Genomic DNA, 19638 nt, shown 5'->3' on the forward strand with positions numbered 1-19638 from the left:
CAGGGAGGCCGGGGCGCCCCGTACGGGCCTTAGGATGGACCTCATGGCGAAATCCGGTACGACGACCCAGGGGCTGCGCACGGCGATCGAGCGCAGCGGCTACTACCCGGCCCTCGTGGCCGAGGCCGTGGAGGCCGCGGTGGGCGGCGAGCCGATTTCGTCGTACCTGGTCCACCAGGAGACGACCTTCGACTCCAACGAGGTGCGCCGCCACGTCACGGTGCTGGTCCTGACGGGCAACCGCTTCATCGTCAGCCACACCGACGAGCAGGCCGCCGACGCCGGATCCCCGTCCCCGTACGCGACCACCTCCACCGAGTCGGTCAAGCTGTCCAGCATCTCCTCCGTGGTGCTCAGCCGCGTCGTCGCCAACCCGGAGTCCTACACCCCCGGCACCCTGCCCCGCGAGGTCGTCCTGACCATCGGCTGGGGCGCGGTCTCGCGGATCGACCTGGAGCCCGCCGCCTGCGGCGACCCGAACTGCGACTCCGACCACGGCTACACCGGCAACTCCACCGCCGACGACCTCAGCCTGCGCGTCAGCGAGGCCGGCGACGGCCCGGAGGCGGTGCGCCAGACCCTCGTCTTCGCGCAGGCGCTCTCCGAGGCCACCGCGGCCACGTCCACCCCCGCCCGCTGATGGCGTACTCCGCGCCGCAGAGCTGGGACGAGCCGGAGCTGCTGGACCTCGCAGGCGCCCCCGTCCCCGAGTACGGCGTCGGCTCGCTCGCCGACCTGCTGCCCACGCTCGTGGCCGGCCAGGGCGTGCCCGGTTTCACCGCCTCCATCGCGGAGCTCACCCCGGCCGACCGGAACTGCGTGTTCCTGGTCGACGGCATGGGCTGGGAGCAGATCCTGGCCCACCCGGACGAGGCCCCGTACCTCACCTCCCTCCTCGGCAGCTCGCGCGGCGGCACCGGCCGCCCGATCACCGCGGGCTTCCCGGCGACCACCGCGACCTCGCTGGCCTCCGTCGGCACCGGCCTGCCGCCCGCCCGGCACGGCCTGCCCGGCTACGCCGTGCGCAACCCGGCCACCGGCGAGCTGATGAACCAGCTCCGCTGGCACCCGTGGACCCAGCCCAAGCCCTGGCAGCCGTACCCGACGGTCTTCCAGCAGGCCGACAAGGCGGGCGTGGCGACGGCGCAGGTGTCCTCGCCGGCCTTCCAGACCACCCCGCTCACCAAGGTCGCGCTGAGCGGCGGCACCTTCCACGGCCGGATGACCGGCGAGGAGCGGATGGACCTCGCGGCGATCCAGCTCGCCGCCGGCGACCGCTCGCTCGTGTACACGTACTTCAGCGAGCTCGACGGGGCCGGCCACCGCCACGGCGTGGACTCCGACGCCTGGCGCGGCCAGCTGATGCTGGTCGACCGGCTCGTCCAGCGGCTCGCCGAGCAGCTGCCGCCGCGTACCGCGCTGTACGTGACCGCGGACCACGGCATGGTCGACGTCCCCTTCGACGAGGACTCCCGGATCGACTTCGACGAGGACTGGGAGCTGGGCGCCGGCGTGGCCCTGCTAGGCGGCGAGGGCCGGGCCCGGCACGTGTACGCGGTGCCGGGCGCGCAGGCCGACGTACTGACCGTGTGGCGCGAGGTGCTCGGCGACCGGTTCTGGGTCGCGAGCCGCGAAGAGGCCCTGGAGCTCGGCTGGTTCGGCGTGCCGGGGGAGTGCGACGAGCGGGTGCTCGGGCGCATCGGCGACGTGGTCGCGGCCGCCCAGGCGGACGTCGCGATCACCGCCTCGCGCAATGAGCCCAACGAGTCCGCGCTCGTCGGCATGCACGGCTCCATGACCGCGGCGGAGCAGCTCGTACCGCTGCTCGAAATCCGCACGTGATCCTGGTCGGGCGCCTTCCCGTCCGACTGCCTCCCACCCTCTGCCCACGACCCGAAAGGTCCTGTACTTCCCATGCCCGAGCTGGTGTTCTTCTCCGGAACGATGGACTGCGGAAAGAGCACTCTGGCGCTCCAGATCGCCCACAACCGCGACGCGCGGGGACTCCAAGGCGTCATCTTCACCCGTGACGACCGGGCGGGCGAGGGCAAGCTGTCCTCGCGCCTGGGCCTGGTGACGGAGGCGGTCGAGGCGCCGGAGGACATGGACCTGTACGCGTACCTGGTCGCGCAGCTGTCGAAGGGCGGCAAGGCGGACTACGTGATCGTGGACGAGGCGCAGTTCCTGGCCCCTGCCCAGATCGACCAGTTGGCCCGCATCGTGGACGACCTGGACATGGACGTGTTCGCCTTCGGGATCACCACGGACTTCCGCACGAAGCTGTTCCCGGGCTCGCAGCGGCTGATCGAGCTGGCCGACCGCCTCGAACAGCTCCAGGTCGAGGCCCTGTGCTGGTGCGGCGCCCGCGCCACGCACAACGCCCGTACGGTGGGCGGGGAGATGGTGGTCGAGGGCGCCCAGGTCGTGGTCGGCGACGTGAACCGCCCGGCGGAGGAGATCGGCTACGAGGTCCTGTGCCGCCGCCACCACCGCAAGCGGATGACCTCGGCCGCCGCCCACGCGGGCGCCCTCTCCCCGGACGTCCTCCCGGTCAACCACGCCTGACGGGGCGACGTAAGAGTTCCGTCATCCCCGCGGGGCTGGCCTCCGCCCGGTGCGCCGCGTTGAATTCGTGTGACGGATCGGCGAGGAAAGAGGCATCGGTGATGGCAGGTGGGACGCGGCGGCGCGGCGGGATCGTGATCGGCGTGGTGATCGCGGCGCTGGTGGTGCTGGGCGCCGGGCTGTACTGGTTCCAGCCGTGGAAGATCTGGCAGGACGACACGGTCCACGAGGCGCTGCCGTCGGCCCCCGCGGCCCCGTCCGGCCCGTCCGCCGCGTCCTCGGGAGCGCCGGCCGCCGCGGCCGGGCCGCGGACCGTCGCGCAGGGCGGTCTGATCAGCCACGAGCACACCACGACGGGCACCGCGAAGCTCGTCCGCCTGCCCGACGGCTCCCACACCCTGCGGCTGGAGAACCTGGACACCAGCAACGGCCCGGACCTGCGGGTCTGGCTCACCGATGCCCCCGTCAAGGAGGGCGTGGCCGGCTGGCGCGTCTTCGACGACGGCAAGTACGTCAGCCTGGGCAAGCTCAAGGGCAACAAGGGCGACCAGAACTACGAGATCCCGGCCGGGGTGGATCCCGCCGACTACAGCAGCGTCACGATCTGGTGCGACCGCTTCGACGTCTCCTTCGGCGCGGCCGGCCTGACGAAGGTGTGACCGGGCGGGGCGGGCTCCGGTGTCCGGATGCTGGCCCTTGTGGCGAACCGCACATGAGGGTGCGGCGTGTGTGATGGTGATTCAACTCCCTTTCGTGCAGGAAGAGATCGGCCTCGCCGCCCGTTTTGTGGCGTTGTTCGTATGGCGAGACGACTTGACGCAGGGCTCGATGGAAGCTTAGGTACGCCTTACCTAAGCTTCCATCGAAGGTTTTCAGCCATGCCAAGACCCGCCCTGCGCTCGCTCCTGAAGATCGAGAGCTGACCGGTGGCCCTCGTCTCCGACCGGCCGCTGGCCGCCGTGCCCGTTCCCGTGGCCGTCGACGGGCCGGAGCGGCCCACACCCGTGTGGATGCTCGCCGCCCTCGGCCTCCTCAGCTCGGCCGTCCTCGCGGGTGCCTGCTGGGTGTCCGGCCACGTGCACGCCGACACCACCCTGCAGACGGCGGCCCGCTTCTTCCACGTGGCGGCGCTCGTCGTCGGGCTGGGCGCCGTGCTCGCCGTCGACTGGTTCGCCGTCCTGTGGCTGCTCGGCCGGCGCCGCCTGTCCGACATCACCGCCACCGCCTGCGCCCTCCAGATACCCATCTGGTTCGGACTGGCCGGCCTGACCGTCACCGGCCTGTTCCTGCGCCCGGACCTGAACTCCCCCTTGACGCTGGTCAAGCTCGGCCTCGTCCTGGCCGTCACCGTCAACGGCCTGTACGCGCACTGGCTCGGCCAGCGCCTCGACCGCTACCAGGACACGCGGGTCCCGCGCGCGCTGCTGATCCAGTCGGGCATCGCCGCCGCCGTCAGCCAGTCCGGCTGGTGGGGCGCCACCTTCATCGGCTTCCTCAACAGCCAGTCCTGAACCCGGCTGCGGACACCCCCTACCGCCGTGACCGTACGAGGGCGAACACCGCGCCCTCCGGGTCCGCGACGATGGCCAGCCTGCCGGTCAGGCCCTCCCGGGGCGGTTCGACGACGCGCCCGCCGAGCTCGGTGACCCGCCGCGCGGCCGCGTCGGTGTCCGCCACCTCGAAGTACGCCATCCAGTGCGGCCCCCGGTCGTGCGGCAGCGCCCGCCCCACGCCGTGCACGGCGGCCACCGGGCGGCCGTCCAGACGCAGGGTCAGGTAGTCGAAGTCGTCGGAGGCCGCCTCGTGCGTCTGCGCCTCGTGGCCGAAGACGTGCTCGTAGAACTTGCCGACCGTCGAGGTGTCCTGGGTGACCAGCTCGTTCCAGACCGGGGTGCCCGGCGCCCCGTGCAGCCGGGTGCCCATGCGCGTCTGGGCCTGCCACAGTCCGAAGATCGCCCCGAGCGGGTCGGAGCAGATCGCGACCCGCCCCGCGATGCCGGCGTCCAGCGGACCCACCGCCACCGTGCCGCCGCACGAGCGGACCGCCTCGGCGGTCGCGTCGGCGTCGTCCGTGGCGAGGTACGTGGTCCAGGCCACCGGAAGATGCCGGTCCGGCGGCATCTCGCCGATCCCGGCCACCTCCTCGCCGTCCAGCACGGCGCGCACGTACGGGCCGAGCTGCTCGGGACCCGGTTCGTACTCCCAGCCGAAGAGATCGGCGTAGAAGTCCTCGGTGGTCCCGAGGCTGTGCACCATGAGACTCACCCAGCACGGGGTGCCGGGCGTGCGCCGGGTTGCTTCCGCTGCCTCGGTCATGTCAGCCGTCTCCTCCGTCGTGCCGCTTACCGGTGCTGATGCTTCCACTCCGGAGGACCCGGCGCGCCCCGACCGGGCCGCATTGCGGGGTACCGGGACGGAGATGTCCGGATCGGTGCGCCCCCCTGATGACGGGCCTGTTACGCGGGTGCCGGGCGGGGAGGAAGATGGCCCGCATGACAGCGAAATCTGCGATCCTCCCCGCCGCCGAACTGAAGCGCGAACTGGCCGGTCCGCGGCCGCCGGTGCTGCTGGACGTCCGCTGGCAGCTCGGTGGCCCCGACCAGCGGCCCGCCTACGAGGCCGGACACCTGCCCGGCGCCGTGTACGTCGACCTCGACCGCGAACTGGCAGGTCCGCCGGGGTCGGGCGGACGGCACCCGCTCCCCGACACGGAGGCCTTCGGGGCGGTGATGCGGAGGGCCGGGGTCCGCACCGACGTGCCCGTGGTCGTGTACGACGGCGGCCAGGGCTGGGCGGCCGCCCGGGCGTGGTGGCTGCTCCGCTGGACGGGTCACCCGAACGTGCGAGTGCTGGACGGGGGCCTGGCCGCGTGGACGGAGGCCGGAGGCGCGGTGACGGCCGACCGGGTGACTCCCGTCGAGGGCGATTTCAAGCCAAGTCCGGGCGCGGCCGGGCTGCTGGACGCGGACGCGGCGGCCGTACGGGCGCGTGCGGGGGTGCTCCTGGACGCCCGGGCGGGGGAGCGGTACCGCGGCGAGGTCGAGCCGATCGACCCGGTCGGCGGCCACATCCCGGGCGCGGTGTCGGCGCCGACCGTGGAGAGCGTGGGGCCGGACGGCCGTTTCCTGCCGGCCGACGCGCTGCGGGCCCGGTTCGAGGCGCTCGGCGCGGCCGAGGGGACCCCGGTGGGCGTGTACTGCGGCTCGGGGGTTTCCGGAGCCCACGAGGTCCTCGCCCTGGCGGTGGCCGGGATCGAGTCCGACCTCTACGCGGGCAGCTGGTCGGAGTGGTCCTCCGACCCGGCCCGCCCGGTCGCCACCGGGCCTGACCCCCAATAGGGCACTGCCGTCGTGCGGACACCGCCGCCGGGTCGCCCCGGCGGCGGCGCTACTCCTGCTTCTTGCGGCGGGTGCCGAAGACGATCTCGTCCCAGCTGGGCACCGCTGCCCGGCGCCCGGGGCGGACCCCGTCGGCCTCGGCCTGGCGGTCGGTGGTGCCCGTCAGGCGGTCGCGGTGGCCCGCCACTGTGCGGGGCATCAGGACATCGGCATACGCGGACCCCGCGCCCGCCGAGGCGGCCGGGGCCGGCGGCTCCTCCGCCTCCGGTTCCGTCGCCGGGGTCTCGGTGCGGTCCGGGACCACCATGTCGCCACGGAAGCTCGGAACGGCCTCCAGCAGGCTCGTCAGGGTGTCCCGCTCCTCCTCAGGGTCGGGCACGGGCGCCGTGTGCGCGGTGGGCCGCTCCGACTGACGGTCCAGCTGCCGGTCTAGGGCGCGGTCCAGCGGCCTGTCGCGGGGCAGCCGCGCGATCCTCGGCACGAAGGGGAAGCTCGGCTCCGGCGTCGCCGGCAGGTCCTCCGACTCGCCGATCAGAGAGCGGGCCTCGTCGTCCACGGCCACGACCAGCCGGCGCGGCGGGTCGTAGGTCCAGCTCGCCGAGTGCGGCTCGCTCGCGACCCGGTAGACGAGGAGGACCTCCCAGGTGCCGTCGTCGCGGCGCCACGAGTCCCACTGGACGGATTCCTTCTCGGCCCCGCGCAGGGTCAGACGCTCCTGCACGGCCTCGCCGAGCTGGGGTCCGGTGTTCTCTCCGGGACGGCGCACGGGGGTCTTGCGGGCCCGCTCGGCCATGAACGCGCGCTCGGCGAGCACCGGGCCCTCGAAGCGGCGTACGCGGTCGACGGGGATGCCGGCGAGTTGAGCGACCTCCTCCGCGGAGGCACCGGCTCGTATCCGGGCCTGGATGTCGCGGGGGCGGAGGTGGCTCTCGACCTCGATCTCGATCTGGTTCAGGCGTGCGCGGTCGTTGCGCACGGCCGCACGCAGCCGCTCGTCGATCGGAAGCGTGTACTCCGTGCTGTCCCCAGCCTTGAGCACCAGTCGTGTGCCGTCATTTGAGACGGCCACGACACGCAGTTCGGGCATGGGGACCTCCCGGGTGGTGCCTGCCGACGTCACGTGCGTCGCTGCTTCCGCTAGTCGAGTGTGGCCTGCCCGGGTGCAGCCTGCCACAACCTTGCCGAGTTAAACCGGCGTGTCGGGCATGCGCCCTTGATCGCCGTTATGGCACGGTTACCTGTTGGGCACGCACAGTGACCGAATGATTACTGTGCGCAGCAGGAACCCGTGCAATACCGCGGCATCACCGGTCTTTGAGTGCCGTTTTCCATCAGTCGGCCCCCTCTCCCGAGTCCGGACATCCGTAAGGAAGGACGGCCCCAGGGCTCGCCACAGTACTCCATTCGGGCCACCTGGGTGGACCGCCGCGCCGCCGAACTTCTCCCGGACGGCGGGAGTTGGCCTGCCCTCTGTCCGGCCCGATCTGCACCCGTGTCCGTTTCGGGGTGTCTTGCTTCACAGAATCCGCAGAAACGGAACTTTCCGTTTCGCTCAGCTGTCAGTAACTGCGGAGGATTCGGACACGCGAGGGGCAGGACGCGCAGGGGATGGCGATGGGTCAGAAGACGACGCACGGTGTCGAAACGGTGAATCCGGAGGAACCGGAGAAGAAGAAGCTCGACCTGAGCGCGACTCAGGTGGCCGGCAGCTCCCTCGCCACCGTCGCGGCGGCCCTGCTGGCCTCCAAGATGGGCGTCTACGGAACGATCCTCGGCGCGGGCGTGGTGAGCGTGGTCGCCACCGCCGGCGGACCGGTCATCCAGCACTTCTTCCGGCGCACCGGCGACCAGCTCCGTGAGACCGCCCGGCCGAAGGCCCGTCAGCTGCCGCTCGCCCGCGAGGAAGCGGGCGCGGAGCGGGCGCCGGACGGCACGATGACGCTCCGCGCCGCCGCGCCGGCGCAGGAGGAGGAGTTCGGAGAGGCCACGCTGCACGGCACCCGGGTACGGGGCTGGAAGCGCACGGCGGTGGCCGCGGGCGCGGCCTTCGTCATCTCCCTCGGCGCCCTCGGGACCTACGAGGCGGTCGCCGGCACCTCGATCAGCGCCGGCGGCGACACCATCCTCTCCGGAGGCACGCGCAAGGCTCCCGACCACCGGCCCACCGGCCCCGAGGAGAAGCCGGGCGGCGAGAAGGGCGGGAGCACGCCCGGGGCCGGGAACTCCCCGAGCCCTTCGCACTCGGACGGCGGCCGGAGCCCGAGCCCGGACCCCAGCCGCTCCGGCTCCGGCGACCCGACGCCCGGCCCCTCCCCGTCGAAGCAGACCCCGACGCCGACCCCCACGCCGGCGGGCCCGAGCCCGAGTCCGGACACCTCCACCCCGGACACCTCGGCGCCGGACACCTCGACCCCGGCGGCGCGGCAGAGCGCTCCCTAGCGGATGCTCAGTCCCCCAGCACGCGCCGCAGGTAGTCGTTGCCGAACAGCCGGTCCGGGTCGAGGCGGTCGCGGAGCGCGGTGAACTCGCCGAACCGCGGGTAGACCTCCGCGAAGTACGCCGCGTCCCGCGTGTGCACCTTGCCCCAGTGCGGACGGCCGCCGTGCGCGGTGAAGATGCGCTCGGCCGCCGTGAAGTAGGCCTGGTACGGGGTGCCCTTGTACATGTGCACCGCGATGTACGCCGTCTCGCGCCCCGAGGCCGTGGACAGCGTGATGTCGTCGGCCGGAGCCGTCCGCACCTCCACCGGGAAACTGATCCGCAGGCCGGAGCGGTCGACCATCGCCCGCAGCTCCCGCAGCGCCTCGACCACCTGCTCGCGCGGGAGCGCGTACTCCATCTCCACGAACCGCACCCGGCGCGGACTGGTGAACACCTTGTACGGGATGTCCGTGTACGTGCGCGCCGACAGGGCGCGGCTGGCCACGCGGGCGATGGCGGGAATGGTGGCCGGGACCGCGCGGCCCAGCGAGTTGACGGCCTGGAAGATGCCGTTGGAGAGCAGCTCGTCCTCGATCCAGGCGCTCACCGGTCCGGGCGGGGCCGCGGGGCCCTGGCTGCGGTTGTTCCGCTTGGTGTTGCAGTTGCCGGTGTGCGGGAACCAGTAGAACTCGAAGTGCTCGTTCTCCGCGAAGTGCTCGTCGAACTCGGCCGTCACCCGGTCGAAGCCCATCGGCTCCTCACGGGCGGTCAGGAAGAAGACCGGCTCCACGGCGAAGGTGATCGCGGTGACGATGCCCAGCGCGCCGATGCCCACCCGGGCCGCCGCGAAGACCTCCGGGTTCTCCTTCTCGGAGCACGTCATGAGCCGGCCGTCGGCCGTGACCAGTTCCAGGCCGCGGATCTGGGCGGCGATGGAGGCCGAGTCGCGGCCGGTCCCGTGGGTGCCGGTGCTGGTGGCGCCGGAGACCGTCTGCTCCATGATGTCGCCCATGTTGGTGAGCGACAGGCCTTCCCTGGCCAGGGCATGGTTCAGGTCCTTGAGGACCGTGCCCGCCGCCACCGTGACCGTGCCGGCGGCCCGGTCGATCTCGCGGATCCCGGCCAGCGCCTGCGGCCGTACGAGCACGCCGTCGGTCGCGGCGGCCGCGGTGAAGGAGTGGCCGGTGCCGACCGCCTTCACCCGCAGTCCCTCTTCGGCGGCCCGGCGGACCGCCTCCTGAAGCTCCCCGACCGAGGCCGGGGTCACCACCCGGGTGGGCGTGGCGGTGACGGTGCCCGCCCAGTTACGCCACGTGGCCGGCCCGTTCTTCCCTGCCGTCTGTGCTGTTGGTGTGTCCGCCATCGCTAGAGGGCCCCTCCCCTTGCGCCGGCCTCGTCAGCCGGCGGTATCCCGCGAACGCCACCGCTGCCGCGGCCGCTCCCGCCGAGATGGAGACGACGTACCCGCTGCGCGCCCCGGCGGCGTCGATGACCAGACCGGTCACGGACGAGCCGACGGCAACCCCGACCGCGAGGCCGGTGCTGATCCAGGTCATGCCCTCGGTCAGCTTCGCGCGTGGTACGTGCGCCTCGATCAGGGCCATCGTGGTGATCATCGTGGGAGCGATGGCGAGGCCCGAGACGAAGAGCGCCACGGCCAGAAACGGGAGGTTCCCGGCCAGTAGGAGGGGGATCATACTCACGGCCATCGCACATATGCCCAGTACCCAGCGGCGTTCGGTCCGGCCCTTGAGATGCATCAGGCCGAAGACGATTCCGGCGATACAGGACCCGAACGCCCAGATGGCCAGGATGAGGCTGGCGGCGGACTTGTGGCCCTGCTCCTCGGCGAAGGCCAGCGTGGACACGTCGATGGAGCCGAAGATCGCGCCGGTCGCCACGAAGGTGGCGGCCAGCACCTGGAGGCCGGGGGAGCGCAGGGCCGAGGTGTGCTCGGCGTGCTCGTCGCGCGGGTGCGGCTCGGGCTCGGTGGAGCGCTGCGCGGTGAGCAGCCAGACGCCGACCAGCAGGCAGACGGCCGCGATGAGCGGGCCGGCCTCCGGGAACCAGGTGGTGGACAGCCCGATGGCGATGATCGGGCCGAAGATGAAGCAGACCTCGTCCACCACGGACTCGAAGGAGTACGCGGTGTGCAGCTCGCGGGGGGAGTCCCGGTAGATCACGGTCCAGCGGGCGCGGACCATCGAGCCGACGCTCGGTACGCAGCCCGCGATCGCGGCGAAGACGAAGAGCGTCCAGTCGGGCCAGCCGTTCGCCGCGGCCACCAGCAGGCCGGTGACCGCCGCCACGGAGATCAGGGTCGCGGGGCGCAGGACCCGCCGCTGGCCGTACTGGTCCACCAGGCGGGACACCTGCGGGCCGATGACCGCCGCGGCGAGCGCGAGGGTGCCGGTGAGGGCGCTGGCCATCGCGTAGCGGCCGGTGATCTCGGAGATCATCGTCAGGATGCCGACGCCGACCATGGAGATCGGCAGTCGGCCTATCAGGCCGGCGGCGCTGAATCCCTTGGTTCCGTGGGCCGCGAAGATCGCGCGGTAGGGACTGGGCAAGGGCCCTCCGTAAGGGACGTGATGGGCCCATACAGGTTACGACCGCCTACGGGCACCCGCACGGGGAATTCCGGACTCTGAAAGTTAGGTTTACCTTACCTGTGCCGCGGGCCTGCTTCCCGCCGGGCCGCTTCTCTCCCGAGGATGCCGGGTGGCAGGATTCGATGCATGTCAGACCAGCTCCTCCCGCCCGCCGGCGGGTCCGCCGCCCCGTACGACGCCCTTCTGCTGCTCTCCTTCGGCGGCCCCGAGGGACCCGATGACGTCGTGCCGTTCCTGGAGAACGTCACGCGCGGGCGCGGCATCCCGCGCGAGCGGCTCAAGGAGGTCGGGCAGCACTACTTCGGCTTCGGCGGGGTCAGCCCGATCAACGCCCAGAACCGCGCGCTGCTGGACGCGCTGCGCAAGGACTTCGCCGAGCACGGGCTGGACCTGCCGGTCTACTGGGGCAACCGCAACTGGGCCCCGTACCTGACCGACGTGATGCGCGAGATGGCCGCCGACGGCCGCCGCCGCATCGCGGTGCTGGCGACCAGCGCGTACGCCTCGTACTCGGGCTGCCGGCAGTACCGCGAGAACCTCGCCGACGCGCTGGCCACCCTGGCCGAGGAGGGCGTGGAGCTGCCGCGTGTCGACAAGCTGCGGCACTACTTCAACCACCCCGGCTTCCTGGATCCCATGATCGAAGGGGTGGTGGCCTCCCTCGACGAGCTGCCCGAGGAGGTCCGGGACGGCGCTCACCTCGCCTTCACCACCCACTCCATCCCGACCGCCGCCGCGGACACCTCCGGCCCCGTCGAGGACCACACCGAGGGCGGTGAGGGCGGTGCGTACGTCAAGCAGCACCTCGACGTCGCCCAGGTGATCGCGGACGAGGTGGCCGTACGGACCGGCGTCATGCATCCCTGGCAGCTCGTCTACCAGTCCCGCAGCGGCGCCGCGCACATCCCGTGGCTGGAGCCGGACATCTGCGACCACCTGGAGGCCCTGCACGCCGACGGCGCGCCCGCCGTGGTCATGGTGCCCATCGGCTTCGTCTCCGACCACATGGAAGTCCTGTACGACCTGGACACCGAGGCCACCGCCAAGGCGGCGGAACTGGGCCTGCCCGTCGCCCGCTCGGCGACCGTCGGAGCCGATCCGTCGTTCGCCGAGACGGTACGGGAGCTGGTGCTGGAGCGTGCCGCCAAGGAGCGCGGAGAGCCGGCCGAGGAGTGCTGGGTGGGCATGCTGGGCCAGAGCCATGACCTGTGCGCGGTGGGCTGCTGCCCGGCGCGCAGCCCCCGGCCGGCGGCCGCGGGCGTGGACAGTCCGTACGCCTAGGAAGAGGAACCGTGATCTCCGAAGAGCTGAAGGCCGAACTGCTGGACGTGGGCCTGGATGCCGCCCGGCAGGCCGGAGCTCTGCTGCGCGACGGCCGGCCGGCCGATCTGGCCGTGGCGGCGACGAAGACCAGCCCGATCGACGTGGTGACCGAGATGGACATCGCGGCGGAGAAGCTGATCACCGGCATCCTCGCGGAGCGGCGGCCCGAGGACGGGCTGCTGGGCGAGGAGGGCTCGGACACCACCGGGACGAGCGGGGTGCGCTGGGTCGTAGACCCGCTGGACGGCACCGTGAACTACCTCTACGGGCTCCCCAGCTGGGGGGTGTCCATCGCGGCCGAGTACGAGGGCGAGACGGTGGTGGGCGTCGTGGCGGCTCCGATGCGCCGGGAGACGTACCACGCGGTGCTCGGCGGCGGGGCGTGGATGGGTCCGGCGCGCCTCGCGTGCCGGTCGGCGGCGCCGCTGGACCAGGCGCTGCTCGGGACGGGCTTCGCGTACGTCCAGACCCGGCGGGCCCGTCAGGCCGAGGTGGTGGCGCGGATCATTCCGCTGGTGCGGGACATCCGGCGGGGCGGGTCGGCGGCGCTGGACCTGTGCGATGTGGCGGCCGGGCGGTTGGACGGGTACTACGAGCGCGGGCTCAATCCGTGGGACCTGGCGGCCGGTGACTTGATCGCCCGGGAGGCGGGGGCCCTCACGGGCGGTCGGCCGGGTGAGCGGGCTTCGGGAGAGCTGGTGCTTGCCGCCACGCCGGCCGTGTTCGCGTCGCTGCAGCCGCTTCTGGACGAGGCGGGGGCCTGGCACGACTGACCCCCCCGCGGCCCGGCTGCCGGGCCGCAGGGGGCCCCGCGCCTCAAACGCCGGCGGGGCTGAAAGAGCGGGGCTCCGCCCCGGACCCCGCGCCTCAAACGCCGGCGGGGCTGAAAGAGCGGGGCTCCGGCCCTCAAACGCACGCGAACCCCGGCCGCCCTCTCGGGTGGCCGGGGTTCGCGTCGTGCGGGATCAGCAGGCAGGCACGGTGGCCGAGACCGGGACACCGTGCTCGGCGGCAAGGCGCTGGAGATCTTCCAGCTCCGCCTGTTCCACTTCCGCGAGGAAGTCGTCGCCCGCCTCGCGGGCTTGCCTGAGGTCCGACTGCGTGGCCCTGATGCGCTGCAGGAGACCCGCGGTGAATGCGTCCATGGTGGGTTCGCCCCCTCTTCGTGGGTCGGCGGCGGCACGTGGCTGTCCGCCGTCAGGGAGTGGATGGGGTGTGCTGTCGTCCTCCCCGGCACCCTGGGCGCAGAAACCTCGGAAGGCGAGGGAATCCTCACTTCCGCCCCGCCAGCCCCTCCACGAGCCGCCTTACAGCCGGTTTACGGCCGAAACGGGCAGGATGGACGACGCAATACACACGTGTGCCCTTCTGGGCTCGGAGGAAGGAAACGACGTGCGCGTACTCGTCGTCGAGGACGAGCAGCTGCTCGCCGATGCGGTGGCCACCGGACTGCGCCGGGAGGCCATGGCCGTGGACGTCGTGTACGACGGCGCCGCCGCCCTGGAGCGGGTCGGCGTGAACGACTACGACGTGGTCGTGCTCGACCGGGACCTCCCGCTCGTGCACGGTGACGACGTCTGCCGGAGGATCGTCGAGCTCGGCATGCCCACCCGCGTGCTGATGCTGACCGCCTCCGGCGACGTCAGCGACCGGGTGGAGGGCCTGGAACTCGGGGCGGACGACTATCTGCCCAAGCCCTTCGCCTTCACGGAGCTGACCGCCCGGGTGCGGGCTCTCGGGCGCCGCACCACGGTGGCGCTGCCGCCCGTACTGGAGCGGGCCGGGATCAAGCTGGACCCGAACCGGCGCGAGGTGTTCCGCGAGGGCCGGGAGGTGCAGCTGGCGCCGAAGGAGTTCGCGGTGCTGGAGGTCCTCATGCGCAGCGAGGGGACCGTCGTCTCCGCCGAGCAGCTGCTGGAGAAGGCCTGGGACGAGAACACCGACCCGTTCACCAACGTCGTGCGGGTGACTGTCATGACCCTGCGGCGCAAGCTCGGTGAGCCGCCGGTCATCGTGACCGTGCCCGGTTCCGGATACCGGATCTGATGCGCGTGGCATCCACCCCGGCGCCACCGGCGGCGCCACCGAAACCGACCTGGGACCCCGGCCAGCCCGAGGGTCCCTTCCCGTGGCTGCGGCCGACCATCCGGATACGCCTCACGCTGCTGTACGGCGGGATGTTCCTGATCGCGGGCATCCTGCTGCTGTCGATCATCTACCTGCTGGCGGCGCAGGCCCTGCGGCAGGGCAACGCGATCTGGTTCCAGATCGTCGGCGGACAGAACGTCCAGGTCACCAGTACAGCCTGTCCCGGTGTGGGCATCGGACAGTCATATGACCAGTTCAACGCCGCGATCGGCCAGTGCATCCTCGAACAGCGCAGGCACGCCCTGGACGACCTGCTGAGCCGCTCGCTGATGGCCCTGCTGGGGCTGAGCATCATCGCCTTCGCCTTCGGCTACGCGATGGCCGGCCGGGTGCTCTCGCCGCTGGGCAAGATCACCCGGACCGCCCGCCGGGTGGTCGGCTCCGACCTGACCCGGCGGATCGAGCTGGACGGGCCGGACGACGAGCTCAAGGAGCTCGCCGACACCTTCGACGAGATGCTCGACCGGCTGGAGCGCGCCTTCACGGCCCAGCAGCGGTTCGTGGCGAACGCCTCGCACGAGCTGCGGACGCCGCTCGCGATCAACCGGACCCTGCTGGAGGTCCACCTCTCCGATCCCGGGGCCCCGGTCGAGCTCCAGCAGCTCGGGAAGACCCTGCTGGCCACCAACGAGCGCAGCGAGCAGCTGGTCGAGGGCCTGCTGCTGCTGGCCCGCAGCGAGAACCAGATCGTCGAGCGCAAGCCGGTGGACCTGGCGGAGGTCGCCTCGCGCGCCGTCGACCAGGTGCGCGGTGAGGCCGAGGCGAAGGGGGTGGAGATCCGCGGCGAGCGCGCGCTGGCCGTCGTACAGGGCAACGGCGTGCTGCTGGAGCGGATCGCCCTCAACCTGGTGCAGAACGCCGTCCGGTACAACGTTCCGGAGGACGGCTGGGTGGAGGTCACCACCGAGGCCCAGCACGGTCAGGCGATCCTCCTGGTATCGAACACGGGTCCCGTTGTTCCCGCGTACGAGGTGGACAACCTCTTCGAGCCCTTCAGACGGCTGCGTACGGAGCGAACGGGCAGCGACAAGGGTGTCGGGCTCGGCCTCTCGATCGCGCGCTCCGTGGCGCGCGCACACGGCGGAAGGATCCAGGCGATGCCCCGGGAAGGCGGTGGCCTCGTGATGCGTGTCACTCTTCCCTTGTGAGATCTCCTCCCCGTGTTCGCTGTTGGCTGAATACTTGCCCTGTGAAGGCAGTCTCTCCTGTGTGATCGATCACAGTGGCGAGTGTCGGACCATGTGCGTTCAGTGACCCCGGGGCGGCCGGAACGCCCGGGAAGTCCGGGTTTCCGGCCCCCCGAATGGCGGGAAATACACGGGGTGGCGTTTGTGCAAGACGACCCCCGGACCGTGTACGGTCCCGGTCGTCATCCCAGCCAATCGCCCCTTCAGGTGGGCGGCTGGGTGTCGATTGAGTAACAGACCTTGATGTGAGGCAAAATCTCCGCCTCAGGTCGGGCACAAGTCCGGCCTCTCGTGCGTTACGTGCGCTGAGACACCGCTAACACCCAGAGGGGGAGAGCGAACAATGGCAACGGACTACGACACCCCGCGCAAGACCGACGATGACGTCGACAACGACAGCATTGAAGAGCTGAAGGCCCGACGTAACGAGAAGTCGTCTTCGTCCGTCGACATGGACGAATTCGACTCGGCCGAGAGCCTTGAGCTTCCCGGTGCGGACCTCTCCAATGAGGAGCTGGCCGTCCGGGTCCTGCCCAAGCAGGCCGATGAGTTCACCTGCATGAGCTGCTTCCTGGTGCACCACCGCAGCCAGCTGGCACGCGAGAAGAACGGTCAGCCGATCTGTCGCGACTGCGACTGACAGGCGTCGGCCGTGACTGGCTCGGCACCCTTTCGGAAGCGACGCTTCCGAAAATCTGGTGATCCGGCGGAGACGCAGGTGGCCACCACGGACCCGGAAACGGGTCCTGGAGCCCCCGGCGGCTCCGCCAGTGGTGCTCGTCGGCTGCGCGCCGTCAAGGACGGCGTGCGCAAGGGCGGCGAAAGTGTCAGGGACGCCGCCCTCTTCATGGCCGACAGGATCATCGAGAACGCCCCGCGCGTTCCGGTTCGGGACCTCGCGACCCTGCGCGCGCAGTTCCCGGGCCTCGGCCCCGATCAGCTTGCCGACAAGCTGATCTCGGGCGCCGCCAACGCCACGTCGACCGTCGGAGCGGGTATCGGCGCGGCGGCCATGCTGCCCGTTCCCCCCGCGATGCCGGCGGAACTGGCTGCCGAGATCACCGGGGTCGCGGTGATCGAGCTCAAGCTCATCGCCGAGCTCCACGAGGTCTACGGCCTGCGCGCGCCCGGCACGCTCAAGCAGCGCAGCCTCGCCTACCTGACCGCCTGGACGGAGGAGCGCGGGGTCGACCTGACCAAGCCGACGACGCTGAACGCGGCGCTCGGCGGGCAGATGAAGCGCGAACTGCGCCAGCAGATCATGAAGCGGATGTTCCGCAACCTTCCGAGCCTCATGCCGTTCATGGTGGGCGCCGCGGTGGGGGCGGTCATGAATCGCCGGGATACGCGGAAAGTCGCCGAGAAGGTCCGTGGTGACCTGCGGAGCCGCGCCGTGGCCTGGGAGGCGCTGGCGCCGCTGCCGCCCCTGGAGCGGCCCGCCCAGCCCCTTCCCGAGGCCATCAGGGTCGAGCTCGAGGGTCCGCCGCCGCCCGCGCACGGCTGAGCGCCGCCGCCGGGGCTCCGCCCCGGACCCCGCGCCTCAAACGCCGGCGGGGCTGGATGGGGCGGGGTTGGATGGGACCGGGGCTGGATGGGACCGGGGCTAGGCCCCCTTGGCCGCCAGGATGGCTGCCCGCAGGGCGTGCGGCTCGCGGGTGGAGACGTAGACGTACGGGGTCGGGTCGGCGGGGTCGGTGATCTCGACGCGGACCGCGGTCGGTACGTAGCTGCGCAGCAGCATGAAGGCGCGGGTGTCCGCCTTGTACGTGCGCCAGGCCCGCGACTCCTCGGCGTCCAGGATCTCGGGCTCGCCCAGCGCCGTCACCGGGATCCGCGCCTCCCCGGCCGCCAGTGCGCCGTTCACCACGCGCACGCGCGCGGAGCCGTACGAGCTCACCAGCAGGCCCGCCAGCGCGGTGCCCCCGACCAGGCCGGCCAGCAGCGGCAGGGTGCCCAGCGGCAGCAGCATCAGCGCGCACGCGAGGCCGATCAGGACGGCGATGCCCCACCAGGAGCGGGGGGCGGTCAGGCGTTCGTCGTGGTGCGCGGTGGAGAGCTGCATGACGTCAAGCCTGCCACGGGGCGACCGGCGGGTAGCCGCGCGGGTAAGGTCTGCGGCTGTGAGTGGACGAAACACAGCGTTGACGCCTCCGGCCGATGCCACGGCGCCGGTCCGGCATCCCGATGCGCCGGCACCCGGCGAGCTCCTCGGCGCGCACTACGAGCACTGTTTCGGCTGCGGCGGGGGCCAGGCGCACGGACTCCACCTGGAGGCCCGTGCCGGTGAGGGCGTGCGCATCAGCGCCGAGTTCACCGTCAAGCCCGCACACCAGGGTGCTCCCGGTCTCGCCCACGGCGGGGTGCTCGCCACCGCGCTCGACGAGACGCTCGGCTCCCTGAACTGGCTGCTGCGCGTCATCGCCGTGACCGGGCGGCTGGAGACCGACTTCGTGCGGCCGGTGCCCGTGGACACCGTGCTGTATCTGGAGGCCGAGGTCACCGCCGTCGCCGGGCGCAAGATCTACTGCACCGCCGTCGGCCGGATAGGCGGTCCGCAGGGCCCGGTCGCCGTACGTGCCGACGCCCTCTTCATCGAGGTGAAGGTCGACCACTTCATCGACAACGGACGGCCCGAGGAGATCCAGGCGGCGATGGCCGACCCGGACCAGGTCAGGCGCGCACGCGCCTTCGAGGTGAACCCCTGATGTCCCTGAACAACAATGCCTCCCGCCATGAGGTCGACGTGCTGATCCGCCGCGTCGACCCGGAGGTTCCCGTCCCGGCCTACGGGCACCCGGGCGACGCCGGCTGCGACCTGGTGACCACCCAGGCCGCCGAGCTGGCCCCCGGCGAGCGGGCCGTGCTGCCCACCGGGGTGTCCATCGCCCTGCCCGACGGGTACGCGGCCTTCGTGCACCCGCGCTCCGGCCTGGCCGCACGCTGCGGGCTCGCGCTCGTGAATGCCCCGGGGACGGTGGATGCCGGGTACCGTGGGGAGATCAAGGTGATCGTGGTCAATCTCGACCCTCGCGAGAGCGTCCGGTTCGAGCGTTTCGACCGCATTGCCCAGCTGGTTGTCCAGCGGGTCGAGAAGGTGCGCTTCCACGAGGTGGCGGAACTTCCCGGCTCGGCCCGGGCCGAGGGGGGTTTCGGCTCCACCGGCGGTCATGCGGCCGTGGCCGGATCCGGGGCTGGTCAGCAGGGTGGGAATGGCTACGCTTCGGTCGTAACCGACCGGGAAGGACAGTGACGTGTTCGGACGTCGCAAGAAGAACGACTCCGCCAAAGACGGCGGCGCGGCCGAGCAGGTCGTAGACGGCGTCGGCTCCGCTGAGCAGGACGACGCGGCGGAGCAGGAGGACACCGCCCGGCCGCGCCGGGTGAACCTGCCGCCCGCCCCGCGGCCCGACGGCCCCTGGGACATCTCCGAGGTGCTCGGGAACCCGGCCGACGGCCGGGTCGACCTGGGCGGCATCCTCGTCCCCGGTGTCGAGGGCATGGAACTGCGGGTCGAGGTCGCCGGTGACGCGATCGTGGCCGCGACCGTGGTCCTGGGCGACAGTGCCGTGCAGCTGCAGGCCTTCGCCGCGCCCAAGAAGGAAGGCATCTGGGGCGAGGTCCGCGAGGAGATCGCCGCGGGCATCACCCAGCAGGGCGGCATCATCGACGAGGCCCAGGGTTCGCTGGGCTGGGAGCTGCGCGCACAGGTGCCCGTACCGCTCCCGGACGGGCAGACCGGCGCGCAGCTGGTCCGCTTCGTCGGCGTCGACGGTCCGCGCTGGTTCCTGCGCGGCGTCATCTCCGGCCAGGGCGCGGTGCGCCCCGAGTCGGCGGGCGTGCTGGAGCAGATCTTCCGGGACACCGTCGTCGTCCGCGGCGACGGCCCTATGGCCCCCCGCGACCCCATCGTCCTGAAGCTGCCGAACGACGCCCAGATGGTGCCGGACGGCGTGCAGACGGAGGAGCAGGAAGGCTCCCGCTTCGGCGGCGGCATGGGGCAGCTGGAGCGCGGCCCGGAGATCACCGAGGTCCGCTGACCGGCGT

22 protein-coding genes are annotated in these 19638 nt (G+C 71.9%); 16 read left to right on the plus strand and 6 right to left on the minus strand.

Going from position 1 to position 19638, the window contains the following annotated elements; genetic code table 11:
* The first annotated feature begins 43 nt into the window (after positions 1 to 43).
* The 5 genes from ACZ45T_RS15575 to ACZ45T_RS15595 all read left to right on the plus strand — a co-directional run bounded on the left by ACZ45T_RS15575 (position 44) and on the right by ACZ45T_RS15595 (position 4076).
* Positions 44 to 640, plus strand: a complete 597-nt coding sequence (locus ACZ45T_RS15575; protein WP_073909804.1) for a DUF5998 family protein — start codon at positions 44 to 46, stop codon at positions 638 to 640.
* Positions 640 to 1842, plus strand: a complete 1203-nt coding sequence (locus tag ACZ45T_RS15580) for an alkaline phosphatase family protein (protein WP_468441391.1) — start codon at positions 640 to 642, stop codon at positions 1840 to 1842. Before ACZ45T_RS15575 ends, ACZ45T_RS15580 begins: the two co-directional genes overlap by 1 nt.
* Positions 1843 to 1914: 72 nt before the next feature.
* Positions 1915 to 2565 carry a thymidine kinase gene (locus tag ACZ45T_RS15585; RefSeq protein ID WP_468441392.1) on the plus strand — a complete coding sequence of 217 codons (651 nt, stop codon included), beginning with the start codon at positions 1915 to 1917 and terminating at the stop codon, positions 2563 to 2565.
* Between the two features lie 101 nt (positions 2566 to 2666).
* Positions 2667 to 3224 carry a DM13 domain-containing protein gene (locus ACZ45T_RS15590; protein WP_468441393.1) on the plus strand — a complete coding sequence of 186 codons (558 nt, stop codon included), beginning with the start codon at positions 2667 to 2669 and terminating at the stop codon, positions 3222 to 3224.
* A gap of 267 nt (positions 3225 to 3491) precedes the next feature.
* Positions 3492 to 4076, plus strand: coding sequence for a hypothetical protein (locus ACZ45T_RS15595; protein WP_468441394.1), 585 nt, complete (start codon positions 3492 to 3494; stop codon positions 4074 to 4076).
* Between the two features lie 19 nt (positions 4077 to 4095).
* Here ACZ45T_RS15595 and ACZ45T_RS15600 read toward each other — a convergent pair whose 3' ends face one another.
* Positions 4096 to 4881, minus strand: a complete 786-nt coding sequence (locus ACZ45T_RS15600; protein WP_468441396.1) for a VOC family protein — start codon at positions 4879 to 4881, stop codon at positions 4096 to 4098.
* Between the two features lie 176 nt (positions 4882 to 5057).
* Here ACZ45T_RS15600 and ACZ45T_RS15605 point away from each other — a divergent pair, with 176 nt between their 5' ends.
* On the plus strand, positions 5058 to 5903 hold the full coding sequence (locus ACZ45T_RS15605; RefSeq protein WP_468441398.1) for a sulfurtransferase: 846 nt from the start codon (positions 5058 to 5060) through the stop codon (positions 5901 to 5903).
* 49 nt (positions 5904 to 5952) lie between these two features.
* On the opposite strand, the gene sepH is transcribed toward ACZ45T_RS15605, so the two are convergent.
* Complete coding sequence (gene sepH, locus ACZ45T_RS15610; RefSeq protein WP_468441400.1) at positions 5953 to 7023, minus strand: septation protein SepH; 1071 nt, start codon at positions 7021 to 7023, stop codon at positions 5953 to 5955.
* A gap of 494 nt (positions 7024 to 7517) precedes the next feature.
* Here sepH and ACZ45T_RS15615 point away from each other — a divergent pair, with 494 nt between their 5' ends.
* A complete protein-coding gene (locus ACZ45T_RS15615; protein WP_468441402.1) occupies positions 7518 to 8342 on the plus strand; it encodes a hypothetical protein in 825 nt (274 codons plus the stop codon).
* A 7-nt stretch (positions 8343 to 8349) separates the two neighbouring features.
* On the opposite strand, the gene ACZ45T_RS15620 is transcribed toward ACZ45T_RS15615, so the two are convergent.
* Together ACZ45T_RS15620 and ACZ45T_RS15625 are read right to left on the minus strand one after the other, a co-directional pair.
* Complete coding sequence (locus ACZ45T_RS15620) at positions 8350 to 9687, minus strand: D-arabinono-1,4-lactone oxidase (protein ID WP_468441404.1); 1338 nt, start codon at positions 9685 to 9687, stop codon at positions 8350 to 8352.
* Entirely contained in the window at positions 9629 to 10894 is a 1266-nt protein-coding gene (locus ACZ45T_RS15625) for an MFS transporter (protein ID WP_468441406.1), read from the minus strand. Before ACZ45T_RS15625 ends, ACZ45T_RS15620 begins: the two co-directional genes overlap by 59 nt.
* A gap of 168 nt (positions 10895 to 11062) precedes the next feature.
* On the opposite strand from ACZ45T_RS15625, the gene ACZ45T_RS15630 reads away from it, so the two are divergent.
* Complete coding sequence (locus ACZ45T_RS15630) at positions 11063 to 12217, plus strand: ferrochelatase (protein WP_468441408.1); 1155 nt, start codon at positions 11063 to 11065, stop codon at positions 12215 to 12217.
* 11 nt (positions 12218 to 12228) lie between these two features.
* The gene (locus ACZ45T_RS15635; RefSeq protein WP_468441410.1) at positions 12229 to 13032 is read left to right on the plus strand and encodes an inositol monophosphatase family protein; all 804 of its coding nucleotides are present in this window, start codon (positions 12229 to 12231) and stop codon (positions 13030 to 13032) included.
* A gap of 192 nt (positions 13033 to 13224) precedes the next feature.
* Here the strand turns inward: ACZ45T_RS15635 and ACZ45T_RS15640 are convergent, their stop codons facing one another.
* Positions 13225 to 13404 carry a hypothetical protein gene (locus ACZ45T_RS15640; protein WP_468441412.1) on the minus strand — a complete coding sequence of 60 codons (180 nt, stop codon included), beginning with the start codon at positions 13402 to 13404 and terminating at the stop codon, positions 13225 to 13227.
* Between the two features lie 247 nt (positions 13405 to 13651).
* Between ACZ45T_RS15640 and ACZ45T_RS15645 the strand changes: the two genes are divergently transcribed.
* The 4 genes from ACZ45T_RS15645 to ACZ45T_RS15660 all read left to right on the plus strand — a co-directional run bounded on the left by ACZ45T_RS15645 (position 13652) and on the right by ACZ45T_RS15660 (position 17098).
* On the plus strand, positions 13652 to 14305 hold the full coding sequence (locus ACZ45T_RS15645) for a response regulator transcription factor (protein ID WP_360892379.1): 654 nt from the start codon (positions 13652 to 13654) through the stop codon (positions 14303 to 14305).
* 5 nt (positions 14306 to 14310) lie between these two features.
* A complete protein-coding gene (locus ACZ45T_RS15650) occupies positions 14311 to 15555 on the plus strand; it encodes a sensor histidine kinase (RefSeq protein ID WP_468441571.1) in 1245 nt (414 codons plus the stop codon).
* A gap of 382 nt (positions 15556 to 15937) precedes the next feature.
* Entirely contained in the window at positions 15938 to 16234 is a 297-nt protein-coding gene (locus tag ACZ45T_RS15655; protein WP_030036261.1) for a DUF4193 domain-containing protein, read from the plus strand.
* 12 nt (positions 16235 to 16246) lie between these two features.
* Positions 16247 to 17098 carry a hypothetical protein gene (locus ACZ45T_RS15660; RefSeq protein WP_468441415.1) on the plus strand — a complete coding sequence of 284 codons (852 nt, stop codon included), beginning with the start codon at positions 16247 to 16249 and terminating at the stop codon, positions 17096 to 17098.
* A gap of 99 nt (positions 17099 to 17197) precedes the next feature.
* On the opposite strand, the gene ACZ45T_RS15665 is transcribed toward ACZ45T_RS15660, so the two are convergent.
* On the minus strand, positions 17198 to 17656 hold the full coding sequence (locus tag ACZ45T_RS15665; RefSeq protein WP_468441417.1) for a DUF3093 domain-containing protein: 459 nt from the start codon (positions 17654 to 17656) through the stop codon (positions 17198 to 17200).
* Positions 17657 to 17714: 58 nt separating this feature from the next.
* Between ACZ45T_RS15665 and ACZ45T_RS15670 the strand changes: the two genes are divergently transcribed.
* From ACZ45T_RS15670 to ACZ45T_RS15680, 3 genes are read left to right on the plus strand one after another with little or no spacing between them, the layout of a single operon-like run.
* On the plus strand, positions 17715 to 18299 hold the full coding sequence (locus tag ACZ45T_RS15670) for a PaaI family thioesterase (RefSeq protein ID WP_468441419.1): 585 nt from the start codon (positions 17715 to 17717) through the stop codon (positions 18297 to 18299).
* Positions 18299 to 18844 (plus strand): dUTP diphosphatase, encoded by a 546-nt coding sequence (gene dut, locus ACZ45T_RS15675; RefSeq protein WP_468441421.1) that lies wholly within the window; start codon positions 18299 to 18301, stop codon positions 18842 to 18844. Before ACZ45T_RS15670 ends, dut begins: the two co-directional genes overlap by 1 nt.
* Before the next feature lies 1 nt (position 18845).
* Entirely contained in the window at positions 18846 to 19631 is a 786-nt protein-coding gene (locus tag ACZ45T_RS15680; RefSeq protein ID WP_468441423.1) for a DUF3710 domain-containing protein, read from the plus strand.
* Positions 19632 to 19638 lie beyond the last annotated feature (7 nt).

The organism is Streptomyces sp. NPDC030995, assembly GCF_055571215.1.

Bases quoted from the DNA above. Each gene is read 5' to 3' on its own strand.
- ACZ45T_RS15605 (WP_468441398.1), top strand. From the start codon at position 5,058: ATGACAGCGAAATCTGCGATCCTCCCCGCCGCCGAACTGAAGCGCGAA.
- ACZ45T_RS15630 (WP_468441408.1), top strand. From the start codon at position 11,063: ATGTCAGACCAGCTCCTCCCGCCCGCCGGCGGGTCCGCCGCCCCGTAC.
- dut (WP_468441421.1), top strand. From the start codon at position 18,299: ATGTCCCTGAACAACAATGCCTCCCGCCATGAGGTCGACGTGCTGATC.
- ACZ45T_RS15600 (WP_468441396.1), bottom strand. From the start codon at position 4,881: ATGACCGAGGCAGCGGAAGCAACCCGGCGCACGCCCGGCACCCCGTGC.
- ACZ45T_RS15585 (WP_468441392.1), top strand. From the start codon at position 1,915: ATGCCCGAGCTGGTGTTCTTCTCCGGAACGATGGACTGCGGAAAGAGC.
- ACZ45T_RS15640 (WP_468441412.1), bottom strand. From the start codon at position 13,404: ATGGACGCATTCACCGCGGGTCTCCTGCAGCGCATCAGGGCCACGCAG.
- ACZ45T_RS15580 (WP_468441391.1), top strand. From the start codon at position 640: ATGGCGTACTCCGCGCCGCAGAGCTGGGACGAGCCGGAGCTGCTGGAC.
- ACZ45T_RS15590 (WP_468441393.1), top strand. From the start codon at position 2,667: ATGGCAGGTGGGACGCGGCGGCGCGGCGGGATCGTGATCGGCGTGGTG.
- ACZ45T_RS15620 (WP_468441404.1), bottom strand. From the start codon at position 9,687: ATGGCGGACACACCAACAGCACAGACGGCAGGGAAGAACGGGCCGGCC.
- ACZ45T_RS15575 (WP_073909804.1), top strand. From the start codon at position 44: ATGGCGAAATCCGGTACGACGACCCAGGGGCTGCGCACGGCGATCGAG.
- ACZ45T_RS15615 (WP_468441402.1), top strand. From the start codon at position 7,518: ATGGGTCAGAAGACGACGCACGGTGTCGAAACGGTGAATCCGGAGGAA.
- ACZ45T_RS15655 (WP_030036261.1), top strand. From the start codon at position 15,938: ATGGCAACGGACTACGACACCCCGCGCAAGACCGACGATGACGTCGAC.
- ACZ45T_RS15665 (WP_468441417.1), bottom strand. From the start codon at position 17,656: ATGCAGCTCTCCACCGCGCACCACGACGAACGCCTGACCGCCCCCCGC.